Consider the following 14832-nt stretch of genomic DNA (forward strand, 5'->3'; position numbering starts at 1 on the left):
CACGCTTGCGGCATTGCCGCGTGCGTGGCCGTCGAGGACGGCATCAGCCCATGTACAGGCCGCCGTTGAGCGAGAAGTCCGAACCGGTGGCGTAACCGCCTTCAGCCGAAGCGATCCAGGCGACGATGGAGGCGATTTCCTCCGGCTCGCCCAGGCGCTTGACGGGGATGCCGGAGACGATCTTCTCCAGCACTTCCGGACGGATGGCGCGCACCATGTCGGTACCGATGTAGCCCGGCGAGACGGTGTTGACGGTCACGCCCTTGGTCGCCACTTCCTGCGCCAGCGCCATGGTGAAGCCGTGGATGCCGGCCTTGGCGGTGGAGTAGTTGGTCTGGCCGAACTGCCCCTTCTGGCCGTTGACCGAGGAGATGTTGATGATGCGGCCGAAACCACGCTCGCACATGCCCTCGATGACCTGCTTGGTCACGTTGAACAGCGAGTTCAGGTTGGTGTCGATGACGGCGTCCCAGTCACCCTTGCTCATCTTGCGGAACTGGCCGTCGCGGGTGATGCCGGCGTTGTTGACCAGCACGTCCACTTCGCCGATCTCGGCGCGCACCTTCTCGAAGGCGGCCTTGGTGGACTCCCAGTCCGAGACGTTGCCTTCGGATGCGTGGATGTCATAGCCGTGGGCGCGCATGGTCGCCAGCCAGGTGTCCTTGCGGGTGGAATTGGGGCCGCAGCCGGCCACCACGGTGTAGCCGTCCTTGCACAGACGGGTGCAGATGGCGGTTCCGATGCCGCCCATGCCGCCGGTCACATATGCGATACGCTTGCTCATTATGTTGCCTCCTATAGGGATGGTGATTTATTGGGGTAAGCCCTGCCCCCCTCTTTCGCGTCTGCTGTGCGCCGCATTGGTGGAAGTCCTTCCTGCGAAGAAGGCTCCTTTGTCTTGTCAGGCCCGGCAACGCCGCGGATGCGCTGCTGGCCGTCTCTCTCTGTCGGCGGGCCCGTCAGGGTCCCCGCCCTCTTTTCATCAATGCCGCCGGCTTCTGTGGACCTTCATGGCCGGCTGGCAGATTCACGTCAGCCCACCAGCTGGTCAGCCTTGGCCTTCACATAGCGGCCCGGTGCCGGTTCGATGGCCTTGTAGCGCGTCGAACCCGGCGCCTTGGGTGCGGCCACCTTGCGCCCGCCCCGCTTGGCCAGGAACGCCGCCCACTCGCCCCACCAGCTGCCGGGATGCTCGGTCGCGCCGGCCATCCAGGCATCGGCATCGCTGCCGGCCTTGGCCTTGTCGTTGACCCAGTAATTGCGCTTGTTCTTGGACGCCGGATTGATGACCCCGGCAATGTGGCCCGAGGCGCCCAGCACGAAGCGGTTGTTGCTGCGCTTGCCGGCATTGATCAGGTCCAGCGAGGCGTAGGCCGATTTCCAGGGCACGATGTGGTCATCGCGCGAGGCGTAGATGAAGGCCGGCGCGCTGATCTTGCGCAGGTCGATCTTCTCGCCGCCCACCGTCAGGCGGCCCGGCTCCTTGAGCGCATTTTCCAGGTACATGTGCCGCAGGTAGTAGCAGAACATCGGACCCGGCAGGTTGGTGCTGTCGGCATTCCAGTACAGCAGGTCGAAGGCGCTGGGCTTCTCACCCTTCAGGTAATTCGATTCGACGTAGTTCCACAGCAGGTCGTTGGGACGCAGGCTGGAGAAGGCGCTGGCGAAATCGCGCCCGGCCATCAGGCCGCGCTTGCCAATCATCTGCTCACGCAGGGCCAGCTGCATGTCGTCGATGTAGACATCGATGGCACCGGTATCGGAAAAATCGAGGAAGGTCGTCAGCAATGTCAGGCTGGCGACCGGATCTTCACCACGCGCAGCCAGCAGCGCCAGCGCGCAGGACAGGATGGTCCCGCCCACGCAGAAGCCGAGGGCATTGATCTGCGGCTGCTTGCTGATTTCCTGGACGATGTGGATGGCGCGCACCACGGCGTCGTCCACGTAATTTTCCCAAGTAGCCGTCTCGACGGCGGCATCGGCATTGCGCCAGGAAATCAGGAACACCGTATGCCCCTGCTCTACCGTATAGCGCACCAGCGAATTCTGCGGCTGCAGGTCGAGGATGTAGAACTTGTTGATGCAGGGCGGGACGATCAGCAGCGGCACCGCATGCACGGTCTTGGTCAGCGGCGCGTATTGGATCAGCTGGAACAGTTCGTTCTCGAAGATCACCGAACCGGCGCTGGCGCCGACGTCGCGACCCACTTCGAAGGCGGTCTCATCGGTCTGCGAGATATGGCCCTTCTGCAGGTCGGCCAGCAACTGGGCGATGCCTTGCGTCAGGCTCTCGCCGCGCGTTTCCAGTATCTTCTGCTGAGCCACCGGGTTGGTGGCGAGGAAGTTCGCAGGCGACATCGCATCGATCATCTGCTGCACCGCAAAACGCAGTTTGTGGCGCACCTTCTCGGTGCCCTTGACCGCATCGGCGAGCGCCAGCAGGAAGCGCGAATTCAATTGGTAGGCTGCCGCCTGGAACGCGAAGTAAGGATGTTCCTGCCAGGCCGGCGCGGAAAGACGGCGATCAGTGATGGCGGGCGTCTTCGCAGCCAGCACGGATTGCCACAGCTCGCCGAATTCGCGGGTGTAGTCCTGCTGCAGGCGGACCAGATCGGCAGGATCGAGCGTCGCGCCGTGCTCGCCGAGCTGCTTGAGCAGAACCGTTGGATCGATCTGTCCCGCACCGGGCGGCATGGCGCCGCCGGTAAAGCCCGGCATCTGCGGCATCCCCGCCATCGCGGGCATGGGCGGCAAATGCGACTTGAACTGCTCGAACTGGGATTGGAATTGGGACTGCAGCGAGGTCCAGAACTTCGGATCGGACATCTGTGCCAGCCACGCGGATACATCGGGAGAAGGTTGCTGCGGATTCTGCTTGTTCATGCTCGGATCTGCAATTTTCGCGTATCGTTACGGTTTGTCTCGACGCGCATTTCACCATGGTCATCGTCGCTATCGCATGGCTCTACGTCGTCTTCATGATGTCGATCACCGAACAGTCGGCGGTCGCTGGCGTCGCCACTTTCCTGCTGTACGGGATAATTCCCCTGACCATCGTTTTATACCTGATGGGTACGCCGCAACGCAAGCGGAATCGTCAAAAGATGAAGAAATTGACAGCCGAGCGCAAGGAAGAAATCAAAGATGACAGTTCCGTTAAACGCGAGTCTGTCATCAAGGACGAGGCTCCGCGCGATCCCGCCGCATGACCCGGCGCACATCCAGGGGCTCTTCCAAAAACTTAGAAAATGGGATCATCGCGCACCATCATCGTGAGTCCGCAGCCCGCGCAGCGTGCCGGTTTGCGCACTGCATCATGCCGGGGGAGCGTTCAGCAAAACTCAGCAAAACGTCCACTATCCCCTCAGTGCCGCGCCACTCGTCGCAGGGCAATCTGGCGATACCGGGGTTTCAGTACGGCAAGCATGTCGCGCAAGACGGCCGATCCGCGCCAGGGGGGCGAGACATAGGCCATCCGTAACTTCAGCCCGCCACTGTCACGTAACTCACAATCAAGCATGGCGATCATGCTGCCATCGAGCCAGGCATAGACATGGACCTCGTTGGCCTGGCGTTGCTTGGGGCCTTCGATCTGCCAGCCGCAGGGATGGAGGGGGCCGCGACTCATCGCGCTGCTCCCGTCAGATCGACCAGATGCCAGGCCAGGTGCACTCCCAGCAGCAGCAAGCCGATGAAGAAGCAGCGACGGAAGGTAGCGGGACGCACCCAGGTCCGCACGCGGGTACCGATGGCCATGCCCAGCAAGGCTGGCACCAGCACAATCAACGAGGCCCAGCCTACGCCTGCACTGAAGGCTCCGCCCTGCCCGAGGTTGACGGCCAGGGCCAGCGTGGAGACCGTAAAGGACAAGCCCAGCGCCTGAATCAACTGGTCACGCGGCAAACCCAGCGCCTGCAAATAGGGCACGACCGGAATCACGAACACGCCGGTGGCCGCCGTGACCAAGCCGGTGGCCAGACCGATCACGGGCGACCACCAGCGTTCCCGCTGCGGCAGCACCGTGGGCGTCCACGCCGCCAGACCGGCCAGCGCATACAGCATCAGTGCTACGCCCAGCACCACGATGGCATGCCGCCCACCATCGCCGCGCATGAAGCCGGCGCCGGCCAGCGTGCCGATCACTACGCCGGCGAGCAGCGTCCACAGGCGTTTTGCCAGCATCAGGAACGCGCCCCCGGTGGCCAGCTGCCAGCCATTGGTGACCATCGACGGCAGGATCAGCAAGGCCGCCGCCTGTACCGGTGGCATTACCAGGCTCAGCAATCCGACCGCCACTGTCGGCAAGCCCAGACCGATCACGCCCTTGACGAAACCGGCCAGCAGGAATACCGCCAGGCTCATGGCAAGCATGGTGGCATTCATGTCGACGAGGGAAAGCAGGCTGGGCATGACAGGAAAATGGCCGGGAATGGCAGGCAGCGGAAGATCATGGATTCCCAGTCTGCCAGTCCTCGCCCGCGCTGGAAATGTGGAATACACTTAGCCAGCCTTCGGTCTGGCCGAAGGCACAATATCTCGCCACCTCTCCTTCCCGGGCCCCGTACGCCGATGAGCCATCGCTTCGAACTCTCCGACCTGCGTCTTTTCCTGCACATCGTGGAAAGCGGCAGCATCACTGGCGGGGCCGAACGTGCCCACATGGCGCTGGCCTCGGCCAGCGCGCGCATTCGCAACATGGAAGATGCTCTGGGCACCGCCTTGCTGGAGCGCGGCCGGCGCGGCGTCCAGACCACCGATGCCGGCCGCGCACTGGCCCACCACGCGCGCATGATGGCGCAGCAGATGGAACAATTGCGCGATGAACTGGGCCAGTATGCGCAAGGCTTGAAAGGCCATATCCGCCTGCTGTGCAATACCTCGGCCATGACCGAGTTCCTGCCGGAGGTGCTGGCGCGCTTCCTCGCGCGCCATCCGCACACCGATATCGAACTGGAAGAAAAACTGAGCTATGAAGTGGTGCAAGCGGTGGTCGATGGGGTGGCCGATGTCGGCATCATCGCCGACTCCACGGATAGCGGGCCGCTGCAGACCTATCCCTTCCGCCAGGATCATCTGGTGGCGGTGCTATCGAAGAAGCATGCGCTGGCACGCCGCAAGTCGCTGGCCTTCAGCGAATTGCTGGGAGAGGATTTCGTCGGGCTGTCGGGCGACAGCGCCCTGCAGCAGCATCTCTCCGGCCACGCCACGCGTGCCGGGCGGCGTCTGCAATACCGCGTGCGGCTGCGCAGCTTCGACGGCATTTGCCGGATGGTGGAGCATCAGGTCGGCGTGGCCGTGATTCCGGCGACGGCGGCCCAGGACTGCGCGGCACACATGGACATTCGCGCCATCCCGCTCACCGATGGCTGGAGCCGCCGCCAGCTGCTCATCTGCGTGCGCGGATTGGAGGGCTTGCCGGGACCTACGCGCGAACTGATCCATGCCTTGCAGCGCCACCCGTGAGGCATCAAGAAAAATGGCGGCTCCGCAGAGCCGCCATCGTCATTTGAGCCAGACCAGCGAGCCCATGCGCCCGGTGGTCTTGTCACGCCGATAGGAATAGAAACGCGGATCGCTCACGGTACACAGACCGCCACCGCTGACATCATGCACATCCATGCTGGCCAGCCGCTGGCGGGCCAGCTGATAGATGTCGGCCAGGTACTTGCCGGGACGGCCCGGATAAGCGCGGAAGGCATGTTGCGCTGCTGCCTGCTGCGCAATGAAGGCCTCGCGCACTTCGGCACCGACCTCGAACTGTTCCGGCCCGATGGCCGGCCCCAGCCAGGCGATGATGTCCTGCGCGCCGCGCGCGCGCATGGCGGCCACGGTGGCTTCGAGCACGCCGCCGGCCAGTCCGCGCCAACCCGCATGGGCCGCGCCGACCACCGTGCCGGCGCGGTCGCAGAACAGCACCGGCAGGCAATCGGCCGTCATCATCACGCACACCGCGCCGGGCGTGCTGCTGATGCAGGCATCTGCCGTGGGCTGATCGGGCAATGCGGCGGCGTCCAGTACGGCGACGCCATGCACCTGCGTCAGCCAGGCCGGTTCGGACGGCAACAAACGGCGCAGCAGCGCACGATTGCGCGCTACCAGCGCCGGGTCATCATCAACATGCGTGCCCAGGTTCAGGCCGCCCCCGCCCTGCCCGTCGCCATACGGCGCAGGACTGAAGCCGCCTGCACGCAGCGTGGTCAGGGCACCGATGTTGGCAGGCGCAGCCCAGTCGGGGATCAGCAATTCCATGGACGGGCTCGCTCAATAGTCGTCATCGTCTTCGTCATAGTCGCCCAGGACCGGATCGGCTTCCTCGCTCATCTCGGGGATCACCGCCAGGGCCGGATCGATGTTGGCGCTCTTGAGCAGGGCTTCGATATCCGCCGGCAAAGGCGCGGCCCACTGGCGGAACTTGCCCGAAGTCGGATGCACCAGGCCCAGGCGCCCGGCCAGCAGGGCCTGGCGCGGGAAGACCGAGGCCAGGTGCTGCTTGCCATAGAGCGCATCGCCCACCAGCGCGAAACCCAGCGACTGCAGGTGCACGCGGATCTGGTGGGTACGGCCGGTTTCCAAGCGGCAATGCACCAGGCTGACCGGCTTGCGGTCGATCTCGCCGGTGGCCAGGCGCCGGTAATGGGTCACCGCCGGCTTGGCGCGCATGCTTTGCGACACGGCCATCTTGATGCGGTCGCGCGGATGGCGTGCCATCGGCGCGTTGATGGTGCCGGAGAGCTGCGGCAGCCCCCACACCAGGGCCAGATACTGGCGCTTCATGCTGCGTGCCTGCAACTGGCGCACCAGGTCGGTCTGCGCGGCCAGGGTCTTGGCCACCACCATCAGGCCGCTGGTTTCCTTGTCCAGCCGGTGCACGATGCCGGCGCGCGGCACGTTGGCCAGGCCCGGGCAATGATGCAGCAGGCCGTTGAGCAGCGTGCCGCTCCAGTTGCCGGCCGCCGGATGCACCACCAGGCCGGCAGGCTTGTTGAGGATGATGATGGACTTGTCCTCGTGCAGGATGTCCAGCGCCATGGCTTCAGGGGCATAGGGCTGGTCGGCCGGCACCGATTGCGGTGCCACCTCCACCAGCTCGTCGCCCAGCATGGTCATCTTGCCCTTGGCGGGCGCGCCGTCGACGGTGACGTGGCCGTCTTCGATCCATTGCTGGATGCGGCTGCGCGAGAATTCGGGCATGAGGCCGGACAGAACCTTGTCCAGCCGCTGGCCGATGACCTCGTCATCCAGGCGGAAACTCAGGGGCTCCAGGCCGGAGACGCTTTCGTCGCCGGCTTGCTCGCCGTCATCGAAATCGTCCTCCAGCGGGAGGTCGGTCTTTACAGGCTCATCGCCATTTGTAATCGGAAGGGGTTTCTTACGTGACATCAGCTATAATCGCCGGATCGGGTTGATTGTATTTCGGGTATCGATGCAGCCGGCTCGGGTAGGCGCTCAGCGCCATGCACAACTGATAGTCCCAGACAAGCACACAAGAGTCATGCACAAAATCTTATTGAAGTTCTTCATCATCGGTTTTGCCCTCTCGCTCACCGCCTGCGGCCTCTTGCCGGAACAAAAAGACGAGACGGTCGGCTGGTCTGCCTCGAAATTATACTCGGAAGCCAAGGATGAACTGAATGCCGGCGGCTACGACAAGGCCATCAAGTATTTCGAGAAGCTGGAATCGCGCTACCCGTTCGGCACCTACGCCCAGCAGGCGCAGATGGACATCGCCTACGCCTACTACCGCCAGAACGAGCAGGCACAAGGCCTGGCTGCGGTGGACCGCTTCATCAAGCTGCACCCGAACCACCCCAATGTCGACTACATGTATTACCTGCGTGGCCTGATCAACTTCAATGATCGCACCAGCATCTTCGACACCTTCACCGACCAGGACAACACCGAGCGCGATCCCAAGGCCATGCGTGACGCCTTCGATTCGTTCAAGCTGCTGGCCGAACGTTTCCCGGAAAGCAAGTACACCCCGGACGCCATTGCCCGCATGAAATACCTGGTCAATGCCATGTCCCAGTACGACGTCCACGTGGCCAACTACTACTTCCGCCGTGGTGCCTACGTGTCGGCCGCCAACCGTGCGCAAGCGGCCATCAAGCAGTATCCGGACTCCCCGGCCAATGAAGAGGCGCTGTTCATCCTGATGCGCTCCTACGAAGCCCTGGGCCAGACCAAGCTGAAGGAAGATACCGAACGCATCATCCAGGCCACCTACCCCAACAGCCCCTGGTACAACGGCGGTCCCAAGCAGAAGGCCAAGCCGTGGTGGAAGGTCTGGTAATGGAAGCCATTGCCACGCAGATCTGACGATCGTGTGCTGATGAAAAAATGCCGCCCGGTGATGAACCGGGCGGCATTTTCGTTTGGAGTGAAGTGAACGCGGCTTCGGGCGGGCGGTCTATCTTGCCGATCGCCTGCCCCAGCGAATTGCGCGCGGGTCGCTCGCCAGACAGGGCAGCGTGAGACCGTGTCCCGGCCCCCTTCAACAGAAGATCAGAAAAAACAACACCATGAGCAACGGACTTCTCACTGCCGTCGCGGCCGGCCTGGCGCTGCCGCCGCTGGCCGTCATCGGCTTCTTCGTCAATCGCATGAAGCACATCCATCAACGCACCCAAGACCGCATCTTCACGCTCAAGCGTGCGGCGGGGCTGTTGACGGCAAGCATCCTGGGCAGCATCTCCACCACCTTCGTCGGCCTGTACCTGATCGGCATGATTTCCCCGCCCGCTCGCTGCGCGGGTGCCTGCTACGGCACGGCAGCGGCCTCCCAGGTCGATGCAATCTTCTGGAGCTTCCTGCTGATGTACCTCAGTTTCATGCTCTTCCTGGGCTTCGGCGCTCAGCGCAGCTGGCAACTGGTGGCGCGGGAGACGGCCCGATCGCAGACTGCGACCACTCCGCCCGAGGCCTGAGCTGCCCAGCCGCTGCGCTCAAGCGCGCAGCTCCGCTCCGGCACCGCCGCGTGCCGCTCAGCCTTCCAGCTTGCGGCGGAACACCCAGCTGCTCTCGCTGGAGGCTTCCGGCGCGAAGGCATAGCCTTCGACGTCGAAGGCCTTCAGCTTTTCCGGCTGGCTGATGTTCTTCTCGGCCGCATAGCGCGCCATCAGGCCGCGCGCCCGCTTGGCGTAGAAGGAAATGATCTTGTACTTGCCGCCCTTCCAGTCCTCGAACACGGGCGAGATCACCTGCGCCTTGAGCAGCTTGGGCTTGACCACCTTGAAGTATTCCTCCGAAGCCAGGTTCACCAGCACCGGCGTCTTCTGTGCCGCCAGTTCGTCATTGAGCGCTTCGGTGATCTCGTTGCCCCAGAAGGCATAGAGATCCTTGCCGCCCGGATTGGCCAGCTTGGTGCCCATCTCCAGGCGATACGGCTGCATCAGGTCCAGCGGACGCAGCATGCCGTACAGGCCCGACAGGATGCGCACGTGGTTCTGCAGGTAGTCGAGCTGCTTGGCCTTGAGCGAGCCCGCATCCAGCCCCTCGTACACATCGCCGTTGAAGGCCAGCACCGCCTGTTTGGCGTTCTTGGTGGTGAACTTGCGCGACCAGCTGGCATAGCGGTTCACGTTGAGCACCGACAACTGGTCGGAGATGCCCATGAGGCTGCCGATCTCGGCGGGCGACTTGGTCTTGAGGACCTCGATCAGTTCCGCCGAGCGCGGCACGAAGGCCGGTGTGGTGTGGAGGTCCGTGGTGGGCGGTGTGTCGTAGTCCAGCGATTTGGCGGGAGACAAAACAATCAGCATGAGGCGTTCATCCAATGATCAGGTTGGGACAAGGTGGCCGCCATGATACCCAAAGCGCGGCGCTTGCGTGCGGTAGCCTGGTTTGGAGCCGATATGAAAATTTGGACAACAAAAGCCCGGCTGTTGGGGCTTTGATCCCTGGCACCCGGCTCCTACACTGAAGCATTGGACGTAAATGGCAATCCGCTGCTGCCCGCCATCCATCGCCCGAGCCCCCGCCTGCATTGCCGCGCCGCATCCCATCTGATCCCACACCAAGGAAACGCCATGAACTGGTTCTACGATCTGCGCATCGCCCGCAAGCTGCTCCTGACCTTCGCCACCATCCTGCTGCTGACTGGCGTGCTGGGGGTGTTTTCCATCGTGCAACTCTCGCGCGTCAACGATGCGTCCACCGAGATTGCGACCAATTCCCTGCCCAGCGTGCGCTATCCACTGGAAGCCAAGGTGGCACTGGCCCGCATTCGCACCGTGCAACTGCAGCACCTGCTGCCCGGCAACGAGGCCAACGTGGAAGCCAATGAAAAGGTCATCGGCGACATGCTGGCCGGGCTCAACAAGGCGCTCGACAAGTACGAGCCGCTGGTCAACATGCCCGACGAACGTACCTATTTCACGGCCATCAAGAGCGATCTGGCAGTCTTCACCAAACAGCATCAGGACCTGGCCAAACTGGTCCGCGGGCAACAGATCGATGCCGCACGCGAGCTGCTGATGAAACAGATCACGCCGGTCTACCTGCGTCTGTTCGACAACATGGACAAAGCCGTGGCCATCAATATCGACGCCAGCGAGAATACCGACCACGATGCCCAGGTCCGCTATGAAAATTCCCGCCTGCTGATCGGCGTACTGCTGGCCGCCTGCATCGGCTTGGGCCTGCTGTTGGCGACCTGGGTGGCCCGGATCGTCTCGCGCCCCTTGCAGGAAGCCATGCACGTGGCCGAGCGGGTGGCCGAAGGCGACCTGACGGTACATATCCAGCCTGCCGGACGTGACGAAACCGGCCGCCTGATGGGCTCGCTGAAGGCCATGAACGACAGCCTGCTGCGTATCGTGACGCAGGTTCGTGAAGGAACAGACACCATCAATACCGCCTCCCGCGAAATCGCCAGCGGCAATCTCGACCTCTCCAGCCGTACCGAGCAGCAGGCCAGCTCCCTGGAGGAAACCGCCTCGGCCATGGAAGAGATCACCTCCACCGTCAAGCAGAATGCCGATAATGCCCGCCAGGCCAACCAGCTGGCGCATTCGGCTTCCGACGTGGCGACCCAAGGGGGCAGCGTGGTGTCGCAGGTAGTCGATACCATGGGGGCGATCAATGCCTCGTCGCGCAAGATCGTGGACATCATCAGCGTCATCGACGGCATTGCCTTCCAGACCAACATCCTCGCGCTGAACGCCGCCGTGGAAGCGGCCCGCGCGGGCGAACAGGGCCGCGGATTCGCGGTCGTGGCCTCCGAAGTGCGCTCGCTGGCGCAGCGCTCGGCGGCCGCCGCCAAGGAGATCAAGACCCTCATCGATGATTCCGTGGCCAAGGTCGATACCGGCAGCCGCCTGGTGGAGCAAGCCGGCAGCACCATGACCGAAGTGGTCGCCAGCGTGCGCCGCGTCACCGACATCGTCAGCGAGATCACCGCCGCCAGTTCCGAGCAAAGCAATGGCATCGAGCAGGTCAACCTGGCCATCACCCAGATGGATGAGGTGACCCAGCAGAACGCCGCGCTGGTGGAACAGGCCGCAGCGGCGGCCGGCTCGCTGCAGGACCAGGCGGGCAGGCTGTCGGAACTGGTGAGCGTATTCAAGCTGGAGCGCGCCCATGCCACTGCACAGGCGGCCCCGGTGGCTGCGCGGTCTGCTGCACTGTCGCCCAAACCTCAGCCCCGGCCGCAACCCAAGCCGGCCGTCCGCACAGCCGCAGCGGCACCGGCACTGCCAGCCGCCCCTGCACCCAAGGCCGGCAAGGCGGCCAAGGCCCCGTCCGCGGAGGAGGGAGACTGGGAACAATTCTGAGCCGGCCGGGGGATGAAGGCCTGTTCAAGTTGGACAGCGGACTTGCCGTTAATCAACAAGACTGGCAGCATGCAAGCTGTCAGGAGCGCACTGTTGCAGTCAACCGGTGCTCTTGCAGGGGCAGTCTGTCGGCACTTTGCCGGCATTTCGCTGTCCATGGTGAACGAGCAAGACGAATTGCACAGGCTGCCCGCCTGATCCCGCCGGCCATCGGCAAGGAGGACATCATGAAACGCGACAAAGCCCTCATGGGCGAAATCCTGAAGCAACTGGCATCCTTCGGCACCCTCTACGGCGACGTGGAAAAGATCCAGAGTGCCCTGCCCGGGCAGGTGGCCCCGGAGGTGATCCTGCATCATCTGCGCCTGCTCTATGATCGCGGCCTGGCGGCGGTCGACATGCACAATTTCTGGCGCGTCACCGATCAGGGGTATGATGCGCTCGAAGCCGGTGGCGAGCTCTTCGGCAAGCAGGAAGCGCCGCTACCCGGACAACGTGGCATCGACAACTAGTTTTCAATTCAATGAGCATCCAGGCAACACCTTCTCTCTCCCCTGCACCGTCCTTTCCCTCCGGCACACCCGCTGACGTCCCCGCCGGCCGTCAGCGGGTGGTGCTGGACACCAATGTCTGCCTGGACCTGTTCGTCTTCCGCGATCCACGCTGGGCGGCGCTGCAGGCCGCGCTGGAACAAGGAACCGTAGAGGCTTACACCCGCGAGGATTGCCGCAGCGAGTGGCTGGCCGTGCTGGATTATCCGCATCTGCCGGTCACCCCCGAGACCAAACCCGCGATCTGCGCTGAATTCGACCGCCTGCTGCGGTGTCTGCCGCTGGCCCAGGTCAATACGTTCGGCTTGCCCGTCTGCACCGATCGCGACGACCAGAAATTCCTCGAACTGGCGCTGCAATGCCAGGCCCACGTGCTGGTGAGCAAGGACAAGGCCGTCCTGAAGCTCGGCAAGCGCACCGTCAAGCGCGGCCTGTTTGCCATCGTGCCGCCCCAGCTCTGGCGCGCCGATGCCTTCCTTGATGCGGCCATCTGAAGGCCGCCGCGAATGCGGCTAGAATAGCGGGCTTGCGATCATCACAAGAACGAGCCCGCTGCAATGAGCACCCCCAACATCGTCACCAAGCTGCCCAAGGTGGGCACTACCATCTTCACCGTCATGTCTGCATTGGCCAGCGAAAAAGGCGCGGTCAACCTGGGACAGGGCTTCCCCGATTTCCATTGCGACCCGGCCCTGGTGAATGCGGTCACCCGCGCCATGCAGGACGGCCTGAACCAGTACCCGCCCATGGCCGGCGTGCTGCCGCTGCGCGAAGCCATCGCCGCCAAGGTGGAGCGGCTCTACGGCCATCGCTATGATCCGGTCTCCGAGATCACCGTCACGGCCGGTGCCACCCAGGGCATCCTGACCTCGGTGCTGTGCGCGGTGCATCCGGGTGACGAAGTGATCGTGATTGAGCCGGTCTATGACTGCTACGTGCCGGCCATCGAGCTGGCCGGTGGCGTGCCGGTGTTCGTGCAGATGGAAGTGGGCGCGGCGGGTTACAGCATCCCCTGGGACAAGGTCCGCGCAGCGGTCACGCCCAAGACCCGCATGATCATGGTCAACACCCCGCACAACCCGACCGGCAGCGTCATGCGCGCATCCGACGTGGCCGCGCTGGCCGAGATCGTGCGCGGCACCGATATCCTGATCCTCTCCGACGAAGTCTATGAGCACATGGTCTTCGATGGCCAGCCGCATGAATCGCTGGCGCGCCATCCGGAGCTGGCTGAGCGCAGCTTCATCAATTCCAGCTTCGGCAAGACCTATCACGTCACCGGCTGGAAGGTCGGCTATGTGGCGGCCCCCGCTGCGCTGACTGCCGAATTCCGCAAGGTGCACCAGTTCAACGTCTTTACCGTCAACACGCCGGTGCAGTATGGCTTGGCCGAGTATATGAAGAACCCGGCACCGTACCTGGATTTGCCGGCGTTTTACCAGAGGAAACGTGACCTTTTCCGCGCAGGACTGGCCAACACCCGGTTCGAATTGCTGCCCTCGCAAGGCACCTATTTCCAGTGCGTGAAGTACGACGCCATCTCGGACCAGTCCGAAGCCGACTTCTGCAAGTGGCTCACCAGTGAAATCGGCGTGGCCGCCATTCCGGTCTCGGCCTTCTACAACACGCCCAGGGAATCGGGCATCGTGCGCTTCTGCTTCGCCAAGAAGGATGAAACGCTGCAACTGGCGCTGGACCGGCTGGCCAAGCTGTAACACGACTGGTGCGCAAATCGTTTATATATTTTCCGTAACGTGACTTCCCCCCTCAACACGACACGCAAAAAAGGAACGCCATGATCGACGTCTACAGCTGGGCTACGCCCAACGGCCACAAGGTTCACATCATGCTGGAGGAGTGCGGCCTGCCCTACACCGCGCATGCCATCGATATCGGTGCCGGTGACCAGTTCACGCCCGAATTCCTCAAGATCTCGCCCAACAACAAGATCCCCGCCATCGTCGATCCCGATGGTCCGGACGGTGCGCCGATCTCGCTGTTCGAGTCCGGTGCCATCCTGATCTACCTGGCGGGCAAAACCGGGCGCTTCCTCGGCGAGACCGTGCGTGAGAAGTATGAAGTGCTGCAATGGGTGATGTTCCAGATGGGTGGCCTGGGGCCGATGCTGGGCCAGGCGCACCACTTCCGACTGTATGCGCCGGAGCAGATCGAATACGCCGTGAACCGCTACAGCAACGAAGCGCGCCGCCTGTACCAGGTGATGGACAAGCAGCTCGGCCAGCACGCCTACCTGGCTGGCGAGAACTACACCATCGCCGATATCGCCTGCTTCCCGTGGACCCGTTCGCACAAGAACCAGGGCATCGATCTGGCGGACTTCCCCAACGTCCAGCGCTGGTTCGATGCCATCAGCGCACGTCCGGCGGTGCAGCGCGGCGTGACCGTGCTGGCCGACAAGCGCAAGCCGCTGCACGATGACAAGGCCAAGGAATTGCTGTTCGGAAAAAGCCAGTACGAGAAACGCTGATCGTACATTGCCGCGGGCG

At 63.4% G+C, this 14832-nt stretch carries 16 protein-coding genes; 9 read left to right on the forward strand and 7 right to left on the reverse strand.

Features of this window, described 5'->3' with window-relative positions:
- Window positions 1-43: 43 nt before the first annotated feature.
- On the reverse strand, window positions 44-784 hold the full coding sequence (locus E2K99_RS15400) for a 3-ketoacyl-ACP reductase (RefSeq protein WP_121041937.1): 741 nt from the start codon (window positions 782-784) through the stop codon (window positions 44-46).
- A gap of 248 nt (window positions 785-1032) precedes the next feature.
- Window positions 1033-2883, reverse strand: coding sequence for a class I poly(R)-hydroxyalkanoic acid synthase (gene phaC / locus E2K99_RS15405; RefSeq protein ID WP_134222787.1), 1851 nt, complete (start codon window positions 2881-2883; stop codon window positions 1033-1035).
- A gap of 56 nt (window positions 2884-2939) precedes the next feature.
- On the opposite strand from phaC, the gene E2K99_RS15410 reads away from it, so the two are divergent.
- Complete coding sequence (locus E2K99_RS15410) at window positions 2940-3209, forward strand: hypothetical protein (protein ID WP_034329356.1); 270 nt, start codon at window positions 2940-2942, stop codon at window positions 3207-3209.
- A gap of 155 nt (window positions 3210-3364) precedes the next feature.
- Here E2K99_RS15410 and E2K99_RS15415 read toward each other — a convergent pair whose 3' ends face one another.
- Window positions 3365-3628, reverse strand: coding sequence for a hypothetical protein (locus tag E2K99_RS15415; protein ID WP_134222788.1), 264 nt, complete (start codon window positions 3626-3628; stop codon window positions 3365-3367).
- Window positions 3625-4410, reverse strand: a complete 786-nt coding sequence (locus E2K99_RS15420; protein WP_134222789.1) for a sulfite exporter TauE/SafE family protein — start codon at window positions 4408-4410, stop codon at window positions 3625-3627. The genes E2K99_RS15415 and E2K99_RS15420 overlap by 4 nt, the downstream gene beginning before the upstream one ends.
- Before the next feature lie 159 nt (window positions 4411-4569).
- Here E2K99_RS15420 and E2K99_RS15425 point away from each other — a divergent pair, with 159 nt between their 5' ends.
- Entirely contained in the window at window positions 4570-5463 is an 894-nt protein-coding gene (locus E2K99_RS15425) for a LysR substrate-binding domain-containing protein (RefSeq protein WP_121041943.1), read from the forward strand.
- Between the two features lie 39 nt (window positions 5464-5502).
- On the opposite strand, the gene pgeF is transcribed toward E2K99_RS15425, so the two are convergent.
- Together pgeF and E2K99_RS15435 are read right to left on the reverse strand one after the other, a co-directional pair.
- A complete protein-coding gene (pgeF, locus tag E2K99_RS15430) occupies window positions 5503-6249 on the reverse strand; it encodes a peptidoglycan editing factor PgeF (RefSeq protein ID WP_134222790.1) in 747 nt (248 codons plus the stop codon).
- A 12-nt stretch (window positions 6250-6261) separates the two neighbouring features.
- Window positions 6262-7380 carry an RluA family pseudouridine synthase gene (locus E2K99_RS15435; protein WP_039785279.1) on the reverse strand — a complete coding sequence of 373 codons (1119 nt, stop codon included), beginning with the start codon at window positions 7378-7380 and terminating at the stop codon, window positions 6262-6264.
- A gap of 112 nt (window positions 7381-7492) precedes the next feature.
- On the opposite strand from E2K99_RS15435, the gene E2K99_RS15440 reads away from it, so the two are divergent.
- Together E2K99_RS15440 and E2K99_RS15445 are read left to right on the forward strand one after the other, a co-directional pair.
- Window positions 7493-8293, forward strand: coding sequence for an outer membrane protein assembly factor BamD (locus tag E2K99_RS15440; RefSeq protein ID WP_134222791.1), 801 nt, complete (start codon window positions 7493-7495; stop codon window positions 8291-8293).
- A gap of 229 nt (window positions 8294-8522) precedes the next feature.
- On the forward strand, window positions 8523-8927 hold the full coding sequence (locus tag E2K99_RS15445; RefSeq protein ID WP_134222792.1) for a hypothetical protein: 405 nt from the start codon (window positions 8523-8525) through the stop codon (window positions 8925-8927).
- 57 nt (window positions 8928-8984) lie between these two features.
- Here E2K99_RS15445 and yaaA read toward each other — a convergent pair whose 3' ends face one another.
- A complete protein-coding gene (gene yaaA, locus E2K99_RS15450) occupies window positions 8985-9761 on the reverse strand; it encodes a peroxide stress protein YaaA (RefSeq protein ID WP_121041951.1) in 777 nt (258 codons plus the stop codon).
- A 267-nt stretch (window positions 9762-10028) separates the two neighbouring features.
- Here yaaA and E2K99_RS15455 point away from each other — a divergent pair, with 267 nt between their 5' ends.
- The 5 genes from E2K99_RS15455 to E2K99_RS15475 all read left to right on the forward strand — a co-directional run bounded on the left by E2K99_RS15455 (window position 10029) and on the right by E2K99_RS15475 (window position 14813).
- Entirely contained in the window at window positions 10029-11774 is a 1746-nt protein-coding gene (locus tag E2K99_RS15455; protein ID WP_134222793.1) for a methyl-accepting chemotaxis protein, read from the forward strand.
- A 227-nt stretch (window positions 11775-12001) separates the two neighbouring features.
- Window positions 12002-12286, forward strand: a complete 285-nt coding sequence (locus E2K99_RS15460; protein ID WP_034331521.1) for a hypothetical protein — start codon at window positions 12002-12004, stop codon at window positions 12284-12286.
- 11 nt (window positions 12287-12297) lie between these two features.
- Window positions 12298-12819: a putative toxin-antitoxin system toxin component, PIN family gene (locus E2K99_RS15465; protein ID WP_039785275.1), complete on the forward strand. Its 522-nt coding sequence runs from the start codon at window positions 12298-12300 to the stop codon at window positions 12817-12819.
- A gap of 63 nt (window positions 12820-12882) precedes the next feature.
- Window positions 12883-14040, forward strand: coding sequence for a pyridoxal phosphate-dependent aminotransferase (locus E2K99_RS15470; RefSeq protein ID WP_134222794.1), 1158 nt, complete (start codon window positions 12883-12885; stop codon window positions 14038-14040).
- Between the two features lie 80 nt (window positions 14041-14120).
- Window positions 14121-14813: a glutathione binding-like protein gene (locus E2K99_RS15475; protein WP_039785271.1), complete on the forward strand. Its 693-nt coding sequence runs from the start codon at window positions 14121-14123 to the stop codon at window positions 14811-14813.
- The last annotated feature ends 19 nt before the right edge of the window (window positions 14814-14832 follow it).

This window comes from Herbaspirillum huttiense, from assembly GCF_004367745.1.
GTDB classification, from domain to species: Bacteria; Pseudomonadota; Gammaproteobacteria; order Burkholderiales; family Burkholderiaceae_D; genus Herbaspirillum; species Herbaspirillum huttiense.

Bases quoted from the DNA above. Each gene is read 5' to 3' on its own strand.
- E2K99_RS15475 (WP_039785271.1), top strand. From the start codon at position 14,121: ATGATCGACGTCTACAGCTGGGCTACGCCCAACGGCCACAAGGTTCAC.
- E2K99_RS15435 (WP_039785279.1), bottom strand. From the start codon at position 7,380: ATGTCACGTAAGAAACCCCTTCCGATTACAAATGGCGATGAGCCTGTA.
- E2K99_RS15455 (WP_134222793.1), top strand. From the start codon at position 10,029: ATGAACTGGTTCTACGATCTGCGCATCGCCCGCAAGCTGCTCCTGACC.
- phaC (WP_134222787.1), bottom strand. From the start codon at position 2,883: ATGAACAAGCAGAATCCGCAGCAACCTTCTCCCGATGTATCCGCGTGG.
- E2K99_RS15420 (WP_134222789.1), bottom strand. From the start codon at position 4,410: ATGCCCAGCCTGCTTTCCCTCGTCGACATGAATGCCACCATGCTTGCC.
- E2K99_RS15400 (WP_121041937.1), bottom strand. From the start codon at position 784: ATGAGCAAGCGTATCGCATATGTGACCGGCGGCATGGGCGGCATCGGA.
- E2K99_RS15410 (WP_034329356.1), top strand. From the start codon at position 2,940: ATGGTCATCGTCGCTATCGCATGGCTCTACGTCGTCTTCATGATGTCG.
- E2K99_RS15445 (WP_134222792.1), top strand. From the start codon at position 8,523: ATGAGCAACGGACTTCTCACTGCCGTCGCGGCCGGCCTGGCGCTGCCG.
- E2K99_RS15440 (WP_134222791.1), top strand. From the start codon at position 7,493: ATGCACAAAATCTTATTGAAGTTCTTCATCATCGGTTTTGCCCTCTCG.
- E2K99_RS15465 (WP_039785275.1), top strand. From the start codon at position 12,298: ATGAGCATCCAGGCAACACCTTCTCTCTCCCCTGCACCGTCCTTTCCC.
- E2K99_RS15425 (WP_121041943.1), top strand. From the start codon at position 4,570: ATGAGCCATCGCTTCGAACTCTCCGACCTGCGTCTTTTCCTGCACATC.
- E2K99_RS15415 (WP_134222788.1), bottom strand. From the start codon at position 3,628: ATGAGTCGCGGCCCCCTCCATCCCTGCGGCTGGCAGATCGAAGGCCCC.
- yaaA (WP_121041951.1), bottom strand. From the start codon at position 9,761: ATGCTGATTGTTTTGTCTCCCGCCAAATCGCTGGACTACGACACACCG.
- pgeF (WP_134222790.1), bottom strand. From the start codon at position 6,249: ATGGAATTGCTGATCCCCGACTGGGCTGCGCCTGCCAACATCGGTGCC.
- E2K99_RS15470 (WP_134222794.1), top strand. From the start codon at position 12,883: ATGAGCACCCCCAACATCGTCACCAAGCTGCCCAAGGTGGGCACTACC.
- E2K99_RS15460 (WP_034331521.1), top strand. From the start codon at position 12,002: ATGAAACGCGACAAAGCCCTCATGGGCGAAATCCTGAAGCAACTGGCA.